Consider the following 14,699-nt stretch of genomic DNA (forward strand, 5'->3'; position numbering starts at 1 on the left):
TTGAAGCATTTCAAAATAATTGATTCAAAAAAAAGTGTGTTGGCTGACAATTTAACTGAGAATTGCATTCAATGTCTTGCTAGTTGTGATTTTACTGGAAGAGTTATTCCAGAATGTCCAGAATATGGTGACAAAAGAAGACAGGGGCAAAGAATCACCAAATCAGCATCAGTATTCTTATGTTGTGATAAAACAAAAACCACAAAATTGTTTAGACAGAAAATTGAAGCCTTATCATATTCTGTTCCAGATTTGAAAATTCCAATTAGCAAAATAAGAAATGAAGAGCAAAAAAAAGTAAATAGGTTAGTACACAATCTTACTTCGATTAATGCTCATAACATTCAAGAAATCTATGATTTAGTACCTCAAGAAATATTAGCTCAAAATTGGAGACGACAATTAGATTTTATCAAAGAAGAAATTAAGAAAGACATGGATAAAGCTGCTCTAATGTTTTTGAGGATTGCAAAACATAATACTCATATGCGCTCTGAATTTTCTATTTATAGAAAAATTGAACGAGATGACAATATTGAATTAGACAAAAAAGAGCATAACCTGAGAAATGTCCTTTTAAATACTTTACACACTTTTTTCTCCGATTTTTCGAAAAGGGATGTCTATGTAGAGGTGGATGATTTCTACTTTAAAGTTGATTTTGATTATGAAACTATTCAGGTCGCTTTGTATCATTTGATTGAAAATGCAGCAAAATATACCTTGTACAATACCCGAGTCCTAATAACCGCCTATGAAACAGATGATTGGATAAATCTTAAATTCGAAATGACAAGTACTCACGTTAAAGAAGAAGAAAGAAGTGAAATCATGAAGGAAGGGATTTCGGGTGAAATGGCAAGAAAAATGCAAAAACAGGGAGATGGGATTGGAATGTGGAGAATCAATCAAATGCTTAAAATAAACGATTGTGAGTTTGAAGCCATTTTCGGTGATGTTTCTGAAACAAAAATGGGGTTTGATTTTAGCAAAAATGTTTTTATTATGAAGTTTTTAAAATATTAGTTCATCAGCTCCTAATAATGGGATATAGTGGCACTTAAAATAATCTAATACTCCAATCCAATTAAAAACAACCCAACCTTGTTATATGGTAGAAAGTCAAACCTCAATGTACATGCAATTAAGAATTTTACTTACCCTTTTGTCAATTTTATCCTTTTCTGGATGCAGCAATAATGGTGATGGCGATATTCCCGACAACTCCCTAGAAGATGTGACCAGTGAAATATTGGATTTTGAATATATTCCAGACACCGGTAATAATTCTTCCTTGTTGACTTATGAGATTAAGTTTACCAATCCTAACAATGTTGCTGTAAAAGGTTTCTATACCGTAACATTGGATGCCAATGGAACCAAGTTTTATGTTGGATCTAATACCTCTTCACAATGCTATCAAATAGAGGCCAATTCAGACTGTATTACCAACTATGAAAATGATGGTGTTGTTGATTCCGAAGAAAATGCTGATGCAATCAAAATTGTTTCAATCGATTACGAGTTTGTAGAATAAATAATCCTAAAACACCTTCGCCACCGCTTCAATCGTCTTTACCACCCATCAGCCTAAGATAACAAGCTTCCGCAACAGGCAAAAGATGTTCCCCCAAATAAGTAACTGGATACTCAGCAACTTTATCCAAGTAACTGCCATAGATTTCTGCAAAATGTTCCATTTTCTCAGGTGGCACTTGCATCAATTGGGCTACCAGCGACATCAAATCCAAACTATACAATCCACCATCATCCAAACCTTTTTGCCTTAAATGTTCCGTAAGCTGGCTATGTTTTAAATCTTGCTGTATAAGCCGTACTGCCAAGGGTTTGCTATGCATCACAAATAAATATTATTGTTTTTCAATATAAAAATATATCATTTTATATTATTTCACAATATTTTTATGTATTGTATTTTGCTATACGATAAATAAACAGTTTGTGATATGGTACAATTTCATATTACAAAGTAATATGTTCATGTATCGTTTTTCCTTATGAATAGAATTAAAGAGGTATTGAAACAACAAGGTAGGACCCAAACGTGGTTGGCGGAGCAAATCGGTAAAAGCTACGTAGTGGTCACTAATTACTGCAATAACAATGCCCAGCCCAGTATCCCTGTTTTGCGGCAAATCGCCAAGGTACTGGACGTGGATGTACGGGAACTTTTGGTGCCTACAAAACCTTAGCCATCATTCCGCTCCCATTCGTCATTTCTGACACTGTGCCATTGTCCCCTTGAGGGGACCTTAGGGGTGTTTTTGGAAAGTACTTCTTTTAGATTTCTCAGTCGTTTCGCTCCTTCTTAATGACGAATTAAAATACTTTACCCACCGCCTCAATCGTCCTATCCAAATCGGCATAGCTAAGGGCATCGTTTAAAAAGTAGCTTTCAAAAGCAGAGGGCGGTAAGTACACGCCGTTCTCCAACATTCCGTGGAAATATTTCTTAAAAGTATCGTTGTTACCCTTTGCCGAGCTGGCAAAATCCACCACCGGTTCGTCCGTAAAGTGTACGGAGATCATACTGCCATATCGGTTAATTTGGTGTGGCACCCCTTTTTTGGTCAATACCATGGCAATACCCTTGTGCAGATACTCCGTTTTTTCGGCCAAGCTGGTAAAAATTTCAGGTTGGTTGTTCAGAGCGGTCAGCATGGCTAGTCCGGCACTCATGGCCAAAGGGTTTCCACTCAAGGTGCCTGCTTGGTACACGGGTCCATCGGGGGCCAAATGTGCCATGATCTCGGCTCGGGCCGCAAACGCCCCTACGGGCAGTCCGCCGCCAATCACTTTTCCAAACATCACAATATCCGCATCAATGCCCAAGGCTTCCTGCGCGCCTCCTTTTCCGAGACGAAAACCCGTCATTACCTCATCAAACAACAACAAAATGCCCTCTTGGGTGCAAATGTCGCGTAGGCCTTTAATAAATTCATCTCTGGGGATAATACAGCCCATGTTCCCTGCTACGGGTTCCAAAATAATGGCGGCAATCTCACCTTTATTGGCTTCTACCAAGGCTTTCACTCCTTCCAAATCATTGTAATCGGCCAGTAGTGTGTCCTTAGCTGTGCCCTGCGTTACACCGGGGCTGTTGGGGCTACCAAAGGTAACGGCACCACTCCCCGCTTGTATCAAAAAAGAGTCGGAATGACCGTGGTAGCAACCTGCAAATTTGATAATCTTGTCCTTGCCCGTGTACCCGCGCGCGAGGCGTACCGCACTCATACAAGCTTCGGTACCACTGTTCACAAAACGAATTTTATCAATGTTCGGCACCATGGAAACCGCTAATTTGGCGAGTTCTGTCTCAATTTCGGTGGGCGTTCCAAAGGAAGTACCTTTTTTGGCCTTATCGATTACCGCATCAATCACAGGTTCATACGCATGACCCAAAATAAGGGGTCCCCACGAAGCGATGTAGTCGATAAGTTGGTTGTCGTCTTCATCGTACAGATAGGCGCCTTTGGCTTCCTTGATAAAAATAGGGTCGCCCCCTACCGCTTTAAACGCTCGTACTGGTGAATTTACCCCTCCAGGGATGTATTTTTTGGCCTCGGCGAACAAGGCGCTGCTTCGTTGATAGATCATATATGTTTTGTGTCATTCCCGTGAAAACGGGAATCTTTTTTATTATTCTCGTGCTTGTCATTCCCGTGAAAACGGGAATCCATTCAACCGCTTGTGGATTCCGCATCGTGCTTCGGCTCCGCTCAGCATCCGTGCGGAATGACATTCGTGCCGCAAAGGTAATGAGGATAATACTTTCTTGGAAGTCAATTTTGTCATTCCTGCATTTCGGCTACGCTCAGGGTACAATTACTGCGTCACCCTAATGTTGAGTACTTGCCCTACGGAAATAATGTTGTCATTTAAATTGTTGAGGCGGCGAAGCTCATCTACCGAAATATCGTATCGTTTGGAAATGGCATACAAGGTGTCGCCCCTTTTTACGGTATGGGTAAATATTTCGTATTGTCTGGGTTCGCGCACTATGGGCAAACCGTTTTCCAATACCGCTTCATCGTATTCATAAAGATTGTAGTTCTCTATTATGGAAATTAACTTTTGTGGGTACCTGCGGTCGGTTGCATACCCCGCTTGTCGAAGTCCATGCGCCCATTTTTTATAATCGTCCCGTTTGTAATTGAACAAAAACGCATATCGTGACCGTGTAGACAGAAAAATACTGTGATCGCGGAAGGAGTACATCGGGTGGTTGTACTTGCGGAAGCATTCCCCTTTGGCATCATCATCATGAAAATCAAATTCGCCCTGCCAACCCGTATGGCATTTGATGCCGAAATGATTGTTCGTCTTTAGTGTAAGTTCACCTCGACCGGAGCCGCTTTCCAAAATACCCTGGGCCAAGGTAATGCTGGCAGGAATTCCAAAGGCACGCATTTCGTACTGGGCAATTTCGGCAAAGGTTTCGATATAGTCTTTGGTATCGGAAATAGGAAAACGCTCAAAACGCCCCCTATCTTCAGGCATGGGATACAGATCCCGCACCTCTTCGGTCTCTAAATCCTTAGTGCTGGTGGCTGGTCTTTCGCTGTTCACCACTACGGGAGCCCCTTTTCGTTGGGTAGACCTTCTTTTTTTGGCACCACAACTGGAGAGCAAAAGTGCCGCAATCAATACATATATTATTCGCCTGATCATACCTCCAATAACGGTAAATTTTTCTTTTTCAGTATTTGGTTCATACCTTTTATTCCTTGTAATCCTCCTGTATGGATGGCCAAGATTTGGGTTTCTGGTGGAAAAACATCCCTTTTTACAAGGTCAAAAATACCAAAAAGCATTTTTCCCGTGTATATGGAATCCAAGGAAATACCCGTTTCTCTTTTAAAAAGGTTGATGAATGCTATCAGTTGCTGGTTTACTTTGGCATAACCTCCAAAATGATAATCGGTTACGAGTCGCCAACGATTGTTATCGGCAAATGTACGAATCTCCTCGATCAAAAAATTGCCCTTTAACGCGGGGAACCCCAAAACTGTTTGATGCGGTTGGGATGCATTGATGAGACCTGCCACGGTGCCGCCCGTACCCGCCGCACAACAGATGTAATCGAATTTTGCATCAAGCTGCGTTAAGATTTCCGCACATCCCTTTACCGCCAAAGCATTGGTTCCACCTTCGGGCAACAGGTAAAAATCCCCAAACCGCTCTTTTAAATCTTGAATAAATGATGCTTCACTTTTGAGACGATAATGACTTCGGGATACAAAATGGAACTGCATTCCGTGTTCGTGGGCCAATTTTAGGGTTGGATTGTCCTGCCACTTGTTTTCCAATTCTTCGCCCCGAATCACGCCAATGGTTTTTAGCCCTTGTTCGTGTCCCGCATAGGCCGTGGCCGCAATATGGTTGGAAAAAGCTCCACCAAAGGTGAGCAAGGTATCTTTGCCCTTTTTTTTGGCTTCAAGCAGGTTGTATTTGAGTTTGCGGTATTTATTGCCCGAAATTAAGGGATGGATGGTATCTTCCCTTTTGATGTTGAGGATAATTCCTTTTTCTTGGAGAAGGGGCAAATCTATATGTTGATTAGGGGTAGTCAAATTGTTTATTTAGTCATTTTATGCCCTAGTCTAAAAAAATGGTTGTTCTATATGCAAAATATCTTAATATATTTGTATTGTTTTCCTAAACAAATATAATTCAAAATGTTGGACGTTGTTTTAAATTATAAAAACTTGCTAGAAAACCTCAACACATATATTGAGGAAAGTAAGTTCAAGAAGGAACATATTATCAAGGAGCTTGGTGTTTCTAGGGCGACTTTCTACAACAAACTGAAAAAACGTAGTTTCAGCGTTTCCGAAATGGTCAAATTGAGCACGCTTCTTTTCCCAGAGGATGTTAAGGCCATGGAAATTAAACAGGCTTTGGAGCGCAGCCGTGAGGATAGTGCCGCAGGTCGTGTTTTGGAACACAAATCCGTTATAGCCGATGCCAGAAAAAGAGTTTCCCGGTGAAAGTAATCTGGACCTTTGAGGCAAAAAAATCCTTTAACGACATATTGGACTACCTTATGGAAGTCTGGACCCAAAAAGAAGCTTTGACCTTTATTGACCTGGTAGAAGATACCATTGAAAAAATAAAGGACAATCCAGAAATGTTCAAAGTTTCCCATTATAACGGGGCAAGTCGTGAGGCCCATATAACCAAACACACCACAATGTTTTATAGGATTTTGGACGAACTGATCGAGGTAGAGTATTTTTGGGGCAATTTCCAAAATCCCGATAAAATTGAAAAGCTTCTCAGTTAACCATTGGGTAACCAACCATATTCAGCATTATCGCGTCAAATAATGTAAAAAACCAAAGGTTTTGCGGTTGGATAGATACTGCATATCCTTTTCATTGGCATAGGCCTCACGTTCAAAACTGATATTTTGATAGGCGCGGTAACTGTCCAGATAAAGTACGGTCCTGAACAACCATTCCGATACATAAAGCATATAGAAAGGCAATATAAGCAGTTCTTGCTGTTGCCTTAAGTGAATGCGCTCGTGGTTAATGAGCACCTCGTCGGCCATTAGGGAATCTTCCTTTAGGATAATGAAAGGCCATAGCGAGAGTCCCACATAATTTTTATAGAAGAAATGTTTGAAGACAACTATCAAATTGACAAATGGTTAGGTTATCTCTACAAAGATAACAGCAAAAAGTGCTCAAAATTGGACAGTTAACAGAAATCAATCAACATTTTAGGTGAATAACCTTGTTTTGAAAAGGTTAAAACCATCACCCTTTTCACACAAAAACCGTAAATTTATATAGTAAAATGGTTGCCATACATGAAAGAACATATTCCCTTGGAAGAGGGAGATTATTACTTGTCGGAACAAGGGTATAGGGTATTTACCGAAAAATACCACCTAAAACGTGGTTATTGTTGCGAGAGTGGTTGCCGCCATTGTCCCTATGGCTATAATGCCAAAACCAACTCACAAAATTAGGGATTCGGCATAATATTTGTGAGCTAATTAGGGACATCTCAAGAATTTAAAAATAACGCTATGAAAAGTTTAAAACATTTTGCACTGATTGTCTTTTCCTTTGGTTTATTGACCTCCTGTACTTCTGTAAGGGTGGTTTCCGATTACGACCAACAAGCCGACTTTAACACCTATAAAAGCTACGCCTTTTATAAAACAGGCATAGACAAGGCCCAAATTTCGGATTTGGACAAGAAAAGAATTTTGAGGGCCATTGAGGCTGAAATGGGTTCGCGCGGCTTCGTAAAATCCGACAACCCCGATGTATTGATCAGCATTTTCACCAAAGAGCGTGAACGTGTGGACGTATACAACAACTACGGTTGGGGCTGGGGCGGTTTTTATAGTCCTTGGGCCTGGGGTCCCGGTTGGGGCTGGGGCTGGGGCGGTAACAATGTCAGCACTCGCACCGAAGGCTCTCTCTATATCGACGTAATAGATGCCAATAAAAAAGAATTGGTATGGCAGGGCCGTGGCGTAGGAACATTGAACAACACCAAAAACATTGAAAAGAAAGAGAAACGCATCAAAGAATTCGTTTCGCAGATTTTGGAAGAGTATCCGCCGCAAATGACAGTGGCCTCCAACTAAATCCTACAAGAGATTGTCTGAATGAATTAAACAATGTCAGGTTGAGCACAGTCGAAACCTTTTTAAGGCATCAACGCCATAAATTCTCGACTGACTACGCTCGAATTGACAATAAAAACCCATTCAGACAACCTCTTTTTTATTACCCCTTAACTTTCCTTAAGAGAAAATCCATTCTCTATTTTGTATCTTTAAGTCGCACAAAAATTGACTTATGAGCTACGAATCCAATCCTATACTGGACAAACTGCCGAAGCACCTCAAACAATTCATAAAACCACAAAATTATGAAGAGTACACGGCCATTGACCAAGCCGTTTGGCGCTACGTGATGCGCAAAAACGTGGATTATTTGAGTAAAGTGGCCCACAGCTCCTATGTGGATGGATTGAAAAAGACAGGGATTTCCATTGACCACATTCCAAACATGTACGGAATGAACAGAATACTCAAGGAAATTGGTTGGGCCGCCGTTGCGGTGGATGGATTTATCCCACCTTCTGCCTTTATGGAGTTCCAAGCCTACAATGTACTCGTGATCGCTTCAGATATTCGACAACTTGAAAATATAGAATACACCCCTGCGCCCGATATTATTCACGAGGGTGCTGGACACGCTCCCATTATCGCCAATCCCGAATATGCAGAATATCTACGTAGGTTTGGGGAAATCGGCTGCAAAGCCATTTCCAGTGCCAAGGATTACGAACTCTACAATGCAGTGCGCCATCTTTCCATCATAAAAGAAGCACATGGCACACCGCAAAGTGAAATAGAAGAAGCGGAAAAACACATAGAACACCTTCAAGAAAACATGGGCGAGCCCAGTGAAATGGCCCTCATCCGAAACTTACATTGGTGGACCGTGGAATATGGTTTGATAGGCACCGTGGACAATCCAAAAATTTACGGTGCAGGATTGCTTTCCTCCATTGGGGAAAGCACGTGGTGTATGACTGACAAAGTGAAAAAGATTCCGTACTCCATTGAAGCGGCACACACAGAATTTGACATTACCAAACCTCAACCGCAATTGTTCGTAACCCCCGATTTTGCTTTTTTAAGTCAGGTTTTGGAGGATTTTGCCAATACCATGGCCGTACGAACAGGAGGACTTTCAGGCGTAAAAAAGCTAATCAATTCCAAAGCACTTGGCACCATCGAATTGAGCACAGGATTGCAAATATCCGGAGAGTTCAGCAATGTCATCGAAAATGACGGGAAACCGATTTACATTCAAACCACAGGTGGAACGGCATTGGCTTACCGTGAAAAAGAATTGGTCGGACACAGTATCGCACACCATGCAGATGGTTTTGGTTCCCCTATCGGAAAGTTGAAAGGCATCAACATCGCCATTGAAGATATGGGACCTCGTGATTTGAAAGCTTACAAAATCTATGAAGGCGAACAAATCGCTTTGGAGTTTGAAGGAGGCATCAAAGTAGAGGGAACCATAATTACGGGTACCCGAAACCTGATGGGGAAAATCATTCTCATCACTTTTGAGAATTGCACGGTTACCCATAACGACCAAGTGCTCTTCCAACCTGAATGGGGCTTATACCACATGGCCGTAGGTCAAAATATCGTTTCAGCGTATAACGGTCCTGCGGACTTGAACAGCTTTAATTTGATGAGCCACCAGATTACGGAAAGCACCATAAAATCCAAGAAAGACGAAAAAAGGTTGCAATTGGAGCGATATTATGAACAAATCAGGCATTTTAGGGAAGGAAAAAACACCACGATTTCACGAAACAAGGTCTTCCAAGCCCTTAAAAAAGACCATCCAAAAGATTGGTTATTGCCCGTGGAATTGTACGAACTGGCCAAACAGGACAACAACCTAGAATTTCAGCAAGAGATTTTGGAACACTTGGAACAAATTAAGCGGGACAACCCAAAGGTAGGCCATTTAATTGATGACGGACTCCAACTGGTGGATACGGCATTGGTAAGTTAATCCCAACCTTCTCCTGTGACAGCTTAATCCAAAAAAGTTTTCAACTGCTCTGTATCTTCAACAGGAGTGTTATTGTACACCAAGGTCCAGCCCATGGTATTGGTGAGTACCAAAATACGTGACAATTCGCTGACCAGTCGGTTCTCGGCATTGGAATGCAAAGAGGACGCTTCTATTTTTTTCAACAAGGAAACATTCACATTGCGCTTAATGGCATTGTAATCCCCCGCGTTGAAGGGATTCAAATAATCTGCGGTGACATCGTAATATTCAAAATCGGGACTGATCTTTATTTCTGGTTCAGGAAGATGGGTTATCGTGAGCAATTTTTGCTCCTCATCCACTTCGTAGTTGATTTTGGACATATCGTAAGCAATCGACACATCGGCATTGACCACCACCAAAGCCTTTTTATGAGCAGTAACCAATGGCCCGAACAACTCTTTGGAATCTTTGTAATTGTACACCTCGGCAAAATGCCCTTCGGTGACCACCAATTTGGATACGTTGCGGAGTTCCTGCTGAATGAGCATGGAATTCTCTTCCAAAATGGATTTTTGCTCGCGGTCATCGGTGCACGATTTATAGATCAAAACCGAAGCCAAGGCAATTACTGCTCCAAATAATACTTTCTTCATCTAACTGAATTTCATGAAAGAATACCTTTCTTGAAGATACGTAATTTTTGTGCGGAGCGATGTTTTAAACTTTTGATGTGCTTCGGAATCGGGATTGAACGGTCGGTGCATCAAGCCTTTTTGAACGGCATCCACCTTGTCCATAATAAGGTAAGTATTTTTAGCAATCCAAACGGATTTGAATTTTTGCCAAATATAATCTACCGCCAGTTCGTTGGGGTGCACCATATCCTTGTCATAAAAACGGTAGTCACGCAACTCGTCCATCATAATTTCATAGGATGGAAAGTAGGACACACTGTGTCCTTTTATTATTTGATGAAGGGCAGCAAACAGATGCGCCTTGCTCTGCTGGTTTTCCACAAAACCATCTTTTAAATGACGAACGGGAGAAATCGTGAAGATGATTTGTGCCTTTGGATTCACTTTTTGAATCATTCTCACCAAATTGTTGAGACTGGATTCGATTTCGGTTACGCTCAACAATTTTTTAGTGAATTGCTTCTGTGGAACCTTATGGCAATTGGCCACCGTTTTGCTTGATGAATTATGCTCGTATACCCAAGCGGTTCCCAAGGTGATGATGATATGGGAGGAGGTTTCCAGACTTGTTTTGGTTTCCCTCAACCTTTGGTTGAGCAGATGCAATAGTTCCTCTGAAGATGTTGAACGCAAATCGGAATGGGCATCAAAACAACGCCAAATCCCGTCCTGTTCAAAGATTTCTTCTTGCTGATAGTTTTTCCCTGCGATGGCTCTTTGCACCAAATTTTCAATTGCCAATGGATGAAACAATATCCCAAAGGGATTTTGCAATTTTTGGAACTGAAAATAATCCAGCTTCGCGCCTATATTTTCCACAAAACAAGACCCCAACAGCACCAACTTGCTTTGATAATCGATGGGATTATCATTGGGCGTTAAAGGTATCTTGGTTTGTAGTTCCATTATTTGGCATTCATTTTTTTCTAGACCTTGGACTTAACCTATGAAAGACTTGATAAGGATAAACAACATAATATACTTGATCTTCATTAATTGTATTTTGGTTGTTTTCCCATGCTAATTGGATTGTTTTCTCAGCCTCCTCCTTTTTCCCAGAATTAAATTCTGATATGGCCTTGTAATAAAAAGCATCACCAAAATTTTTATAAACCTTTAAACTCATATCAAAATTTTCGATTGCCTTTTCGTAATTCTTGAGTTCATATTCAACTACTCCCATATAAAACCAATCCATATAATGGCATGCTTCCTCAGGAGGTTCGTTAGGGAAATCTTTGAATTGCTGCTCTTTACTTTTTAGGAGGTAATTTTTAGCATTCTCAAATTGGTTCAATTGCAAATAATCCAATGCTATATAAAAATTATACGTATGGTCCATCACGTACCCATCTCCAAACTTTTCCTTTGCCAGCTTTAGTTCATCTATTGACTCCTGGTACTCATTGGAGAAAAGACATTTCATAAACCCACTGTAATCCAAATATCTTTTCGGGTCATACAAAACTGCTTTTTCCAAAAAGGGCTTTCCTAAAGAAAACTTACGTTCCTTATATAATGGCATTGCTTTTTGCTGCCAGAAATAAGCTGAATCAGGTTTGATCATCAAAGCAGAATCCAAATAGCGCTGTCTATCCACAGAATATACTGGAACTTTATTTGCCTTTTGCCAATAATCTACAATTTTAATTGAATCATCAACTGATAGTACTACCTTTTCAGAATCAAACGACCTTCCCTCTTCTGTTTTGCTCTCATTTTCAGCACAAGCTTGAAAAATCAGAAATATATATAAGATTTTTTTCATACATAATATCAAGAGAGGTTGGGTTAATAATATAATTTAATTAAGAAACATAAGCTTTTACCTTTTCCAACGCTTCGGCAATCCCAGCAGGGTTTTTACCCCCTGCGGTTGCAAAGAACGGTTGTCCACCGCCGCCACCTTGAATGTACTTGCCCAGTTCACGGACAATGGTTCCCGCATTCAGGTCCTTTTCTGCCACCAAATCCTTGGAAATGTAGCAGGACAATACCGCTTTTCCATCTTTTTCCGAAGCCAGTAACAGAAACAAGTTATTTGCCTGACCACCCATTTCAAAGGCCAAATCTTTGATGCCGCCTGCATCCAAATCCACTTTTTTAGCCAAGAATTGGACTCCGTTCACTTCTTCCAATTCTGAAATCAGTTCATTTTTGAGGCCTTTGGCCTTATCCTTCAACAGTTGTTCCACTTGCTTTTTAAGGGCAAGGTTTTCCTCTTGTAGACTAGCAACGGATTTTACTGGGTCTTGGGAGTTTTTCAACATATCCTTGATCTCGAAAAGCATTCGGTTATTGTTGAAATAGAATTCTTTAACGGCATCGGAAGTGATGGCTTCGATTCTTCGAATTCCAGCCGCAACCGCTCCTTCCGAAACAATTTTAAAATGCCAGATATCGGCCGTGTTCTTCACATGGGTGCCACCACAAAGTTCAATGGATTGCCCAAAACGGATGGTTCGTACCGTATCGCCATATTTTTCACCAAAAAGTGCCACCGCACCTTGTTCCATAGCTTCTTTCATGGGAATATTGCGGTTTTCTTCCAAAGGCAAGTGACCATCAATACGGGCATTGACAAAATTTTCGACTTTCCGTAGTTCTTCCACCGTCAATTTTGAAAAGTGGGAGAAATCAAATCGTAAATATTTGGAATGCACGGCGGAACCTTTCTGTTCCACATGGGTTCCCAACACCTCGCGCAGGGCTTGGTGCAGCAAGTGCGTAGCGGTATGGTTGCAGGCCGTTCTCCAACGTTGCTTTTTGTCCACGATGGCTTTAAAAGTTCCCGAAACTTCTTTTGGCAACGACTTGGCAAAATGAACAATCTCGTTGTTCTCCCTTTTGGTATCCACAATATAGGTAACGTCGCCGTTGGGAGCTTCCAAATAGCCTTTATCACCGACCTGACCACCGCCTTCAGGATAAAATGGGGTCAGGTTGAACACCAATTGGTATTGGTCTCCCTCTTTTTTACTGGTCACTTTGCGATACTTTACCAGTTTCACATTGGCTTCGAGGCTATCGTAACCGATAAATTCTTGTTCAGCATCTGTCAATAAAACGTTCCAATCATCTTTGGAAACTTCTGAAGCTGCTCGGGAGCGGTCTTTTTGGGCTTTCAAGGCTTTTTCAAATCCTTCCGTGTCAAGTTGATACCCTTTCTCCTCCAAAATCAAAGCGGTCAAATCTATCGGAAAACCGAAAGTATCATACAATTCAAAGGCCTTTGCACCTGCTATGGTTTTATCCTTGGAGGATTTTATTACGGAATCCAACAACACCAAACCTTGCTCCAAAGTGCTCAAAAATGAGCTTTCCTCTTCTTTGATCACATTTTCGATTAGTTGATATTGCTCCTTCAACTCCGGGAACGCTTTGCCCATTTGTTCGCCCAACACCTTCACCAATCTGTAGATGAATGGTTTGTTGGTGTCCAAAAAGGTGAATCCGTAACGAATGGCGCGACGTAAAATCCTTCGGATAACGTAACCTGCACCCGTGTTGCTCGGCAATTGCCCATCGGCAATGGAAAATGCCACGGCGCGCACGTGATCGGAAATGACACGGATGGCAATATCGGTTTCTTCGTTAGCGCCATATTTTTTTCCTGTGATGATCTCCACCTCACGAATCAACGGGGTAAAAACATCGGTATCGTAATTGGATTGCTTGCTTTGAAGCACCATGCAAAGACGTTCAAAACCCATTCCGGTATCAATATGCTTTTCGGGGAGCGGTTCCAAACTGCCATTGGCCTTACGGTTGAACTGCATAAAAACCAAGTTCCAAATTTCCACCACTTGCGGATGGTCTTGGTTCACCAAGGAAGCTCCATCAACTTTGGCCTTCTCTTCTTTGGAACGAATGTCCACATGGATTTCCGAACAAGGTCCGCAAGGACCCTGATCACCCATCTCCCAGAAGTTGTCCTTCTTGTTCCCTTTAATGATTCGATCCTCAGGTACAATTGCCTTCCACAAATCATAAGCTTCTTGATCAAGCGGCAAATTATCTTCTTCGCTTCCTTCAAAAACGGATACGTAAAGACTGCCCTTATCAATTTTATATACCTCCGTGAGCAATTCCCACGCCCACGCAATGGCTTCCTTTTTAAAATAATCCCCGATACTCCAGTTGCCCAACATCTCGAACATAGTATGGTGATAGGTATCTTTCCCCACCTCTTCGAGGTCGTTGTGCTTACCGCTCACTCGAAGACATTTTTGGGTATCGGTCAATCTTTTGCTCTTTGGAACGGAATTCCCCAAAAAGTACTCCTTAAACTGGTTCATACCGGCATTGGTGAACATCAAGGTAGGGTCGTCCTTCATTACCATGGGTGCGGATGGTACAATCTTGTGGTTCTTTTCTTTAAAAAAGTTTAAAAACTGGTTTCTAACTTCTTGGGATGTCATTG

Annotated in this window: 17 protein-coding genes; 8 read left to right on the plus strand and 9 right to left on the minus strand. The window is 41.4% G+C overall.

Annotated elements, in window-relative coordinates; translation table 11 throughout:
- Complete coding sequence (locus tag GO009_RS12435; protein ID WP_163626570.1) at positions 1-1,026, plus strand: sensor histidine kinase; 1,026 nt, start codon at positions 1-3, stop codon at positions 1,024-1,026.
- 112 nt (positions 1,027-1,138) lie between these two features.
- Positions 1,139-1,537 (plus strand): hypothetical protein, encoded by a 399-nt coding sequence (locus tag GO009_RS12440; protein WP_163626571.1) that lies wholly within the window; start codon positions 1,139-1,141, stop codon positions 1,535-1,537.
- Between the two features lie 28 nt (positions 1,538-1,565).
- Here the strand turns inward: GO009_RS12440 and GO009_RS12445 are convergent, their stop codons facing one another.
- Positions 1,566-1,859, minus strand: coding sequence for a hypothetical protein (locus GO009_RS12445; RefSeq protein ID WP_203532451.1), 294 nt, complete (start codon positions 1,857-1,859; stop codon positions 1,566-1,568).
- Positions 1,860-2,018: 159 nt separating this feature from the next.
- On the opposite strand from GO009_RS12445, the gene GO009_RS12450 reads away from it, so the two are divergent.
- The gene (locus GO009_RS12450; RefSeq protein WP_163626573.1) at positions 2,019-2,213 is read left to right on the plus strand and encodes a helix-turn-helix transcriptional regulator; all 195 of its coding nucleotides are present in this window, start codon (positions 2,019-2,021) and stop codon (positions 2,211-2,213) included.
- Between the two features lie 127 nt (positions 2,214-2,340).
- Here GO009_RS12450 and hemL read toward each other — a convergent pair whose 3' ends face one another.
- The 3 genes from hemL to GO009_RS12465 form a co-directional block, all read right to left on the minus strand.
- Positions 2,341-3,618: a glutamate-1-semialdehyde 2,1-aminomutase gene (hemL, locus tag GO009_RS12455; RefSeq protein WP_163626574.1), complete on the minus strand. Its 1,278-nt coding sequence runs from the start codon at positions 3,616-3,618 to the stop codon at positions 2,341-2,343.
- A 228-nt stretch (positions 3,619-3,846) separates the two neighbouring features.
- The gene (locus tag GO009_RS12460; protein ID WP_163626575.1) at positions 3,847-4,692 is read right to left on the minus strand and encodes a glucosaminidase domain-containing protein; all 846 of its coding nucleotides are present in this window, start codon (positions 4,690-4,692) and stop codon (positions 3,847-3,849) included.
- Entirely contained in the window at positions 4,689-5,594 is a 906-nt protein-coding gene (locus GO009_RS12465) for a 1-aminocyclopropane-1-carboxylate deaminase/D-cysteine desulfhydrase (protein WP_163626576.1), read from the minus strand. Before GO009_RS12465 ends, GO009_RS12460 begins: the two co-directional genes overlap by 4 nt.
- A 105-nt stretch (positions 5,595-5,699) precedes the next feature.
- Here GO009_RS12465 and GO009_RS12470 point away from each other — a divergent pair, with 105 nt between their 5' ends.
- Together GO009_RS12470 and GO009_RS12475 are read left to right on the plus strand one after the other, a co-directional pair.
- Positions 5,700-6,011: a hypothetical protein gene (locus GO009_RS12470; protein WP_203532452.1), complete on the plus strand. Its 312-nt coding sequence runs from the start codon at positions 5,700-5,702 to the stop codon at positions 6,009-6,011.
- On the plus strand, positions 6,008-6,307 hold the full coding sequence (locus tag GO009_RS12475; RefSeq protein ID WP_163626578.1) for a type II toxin-antitoxin system RelE/ParE family toxin: 300 nt from the start codon (positions 6,008-6,010) through the stop codon (positions 6,305-6,307). The genes GO009_RS12470 and GO009_RS12475 overlap by 4 nt, the downstream gene beginning before the upstream one ends.
- Positions 6,308-6,334: 27 nt before the next feature.
- Here the strand turns inward: GO009_RS12475 and GO009_RS12480 are convergent, their stop codons facing one another.
- Positions 6,335-6,664, minus strand: coding sequence for a hypothetical protein (locus GO009_RS12480; RefSeq protein WP_163626579.1), 330 nt, complete (start codon positions 6,662-6,664; stop codon positions 6,335-6,337).
- 174 nt (positions 6,665-6,838) lie between these two features.
- On the opposite strand from GO009_RS12480, the gene GO009_RS12485 reads away from it, so the two are divergent.
- The 3 genes from GO009_RS12485 to GO009_RS12495 all read left to right on the plus strand — a co-directional run bounded on the left by GO009_RS12485 (position 6,839) and on the right by GO009_RS12495 (position 9,596).
- The gene (locus GO009_RS12485; protein WP_163626580.1) at positions 6,839-7,000 is read left to right on the plus strand and encodes a DUF5522 domain-containing protein; all 162 of its coding nucleotides are present in this window, start codon (positions 6,839-6,841) and stop codon (positions 6,998-7,000) included.
- Positions 7,001-7,060: 60 nt separating this feature from the next.
- Positions 7,061-7,630 (plus strand): DUF4136 domain-containing protein, encoded by a 570-nt coding sequence (locus tag GO009_RS12490; protein WP_163626581.1) that lies wholly within the window; start codon positions 7,061-7,063, stop codon positions 7,628-7,630.
- 214 nt (positions 7,631-7,844) lie between these two features.
- Positions 7,845-9,596: an aromatic amino acid hydroxylase gene (locus GO009_RS12495; RefSeq protein WP_163626582.1), complete on the plus strand. Its 1,752-nt coding sequence runs from the start codon at positions 7,845-7,847 to the stop codon at positions 9,594-9,596.
- 23 nt (positions 9,597-9,619) lie between these two features.
- On the opposite strand, the gene GO009_RS12500 is transcribed toward GO009_RS12495, so the two are convergent.
- Genes GO009_RS12500 through alaS form a run of 4 tightly spaced genes read right to left on the minus strand, consistent with a single transcriptional unit; the run spans position 9,620 to position 14,697 of the window.
- Positions 9,620-10,234, minus strand: a complete 615-nt coding sequence (locus GO009_RS12500) for a DUF4230 domain-containing protein (protein ID WP_163626583.1) — start codon at positions 10,232-10,234, stop codon at positions 9,620-9,622.
- Positions 10,235-11,182, minus strand: coding sequence for a GSCFA domain-containing protein (locus tag GO009_RS12505; protein ID WP_163626584.1), 948 nt, complete (start codon positions 11,180-11,182; stop codon positions 10,235-10,237). It lies immediately after the preceding gene.
- Positions 11,183-11,192: 10 nt separating this feature from the next.
- Positions 11,193-12,044 carry a tetratricopeptide repeat protein gene (locus GO009_RS12510; protein WP_163626585.1) on the minus strand — a complete coding sequence of 284 codons (852 nt, stop codon included), beginning with the start codon at positions 12,042-12,044 and terminating at the stop codon, positions 11,193-11,195.
- A gap of 40 nt (positions 12,045-12,084) precedes the next feature.
- Positions 12,085-14,697, minus strand: a complete 2,613-nt coding sequence (gene alaS, locus GO009_RS12515) for an alanine--tRNA ligase (protein ID WP_163626586.1) — start codon at positions 14,695-14,697, stop codon at positions 12,085-12,087.
- Between the last annotated feature and the right edge of the window lie 2 nt (positions 14,698-14,699).

It is taken from the genome of Allomuricauda sp. TY007 (assembly GCF_010468565.1).
GTDB lineage: Bacteria > Bacteroidota > Bacteroidia > Flavobacteriales > Flavobacteriaceae > Flagellimonas.

Bases quoted from the DNA above. Each gene is read 5' to 3' on its own strand.
- GO009_RS12505 (WP_163626584.1), bottom strand. From the start codon at position 11,182: ATGGAACTACAAACCAAGATACCTTTAACGCCCAATGATAATCCCATC.
- GO009_RS12500 (WP_163626583.1), bottom strand. From the start codon at position 10,234: ATGAAGAAAGTATTATTTGGAGCAGTAATTGCCTTGGCTTCGGTTTTG.
- GO009_RS12510 (WP_163626585.1), bottom strand. From the start codon at position 12,044: ATGAAAAAAATCTTATATATATTTCTGATTTTTCAAGCTTGTGCTGAA.
- GO009_RS12485 (WP_163626580.1), top strand. From the start codon at position 6,839: ATGAAAGAACATATTCCCTTGGAAGAGGGAGATTATTACTTGTCGGAA.
- GO009_RS12445 (WP_203532451.1), bottom strand. From the start codon at position 1,859: ATGCATAGCAAACCCTTGGCAGTACGGCTTATACAGCAAGATTTAAAA.
- hemL (WP_163626574.1), bottom strand. From the start codon at position 3,618: ATGATCTATCAACGAAGCAGCGCCTTGTTCGCCGAGGCCAAAAAATAC.
- GO009_RS12470 (WP_203532452.1), top strand. From the start codon at position 5,700: ATGTTGGACGTTGTTTTAAATTATAAAAACTTGCTAGAAAACCTCAAC.
- GO009_RS12450 (WP_163626573.1), top strand. From the start codon at position 2,019: ATGAATAGAATTAAAGAGGTATTGAAACAACAAGGTAGGACCCAAACG.
- GO009_RS12460 (WP_163626575.1), bottom strand. From the start codon at position 4,692: ATGATCAGGCGAATAATATATGTATTGATTGCGGCACTTTTGCTCTCC.
- GO009_RS12440 (WP_163626571.1), top strand. From the start codon at position 1,139: ATGCAATTAAGAATTTTACTTACCCTTTTGTCAATTTTATCCTTTTCT.
- GO009_RS12490 (WP_163626581.1), top strand. From the start codon at position 7,061: ATGAAAAGTTTAAAACATTTTGCACTGATTGTCTTTTCCTTTGGTTTA.
- alaS (WP_163626586.1), bottom strand. From the start codon at position 14,697: ATGACATCCCAAGAAGTTAGAAACCAGTTTTTAAACTTTTTTAAAGAA.
- GO009_RS12495 (WP_163626582.1), top strand. From the start codon at position 7,845: ATGAGCTACGAATCCAATCCTATACTGGACAAACTGCCGAAGCACCTC.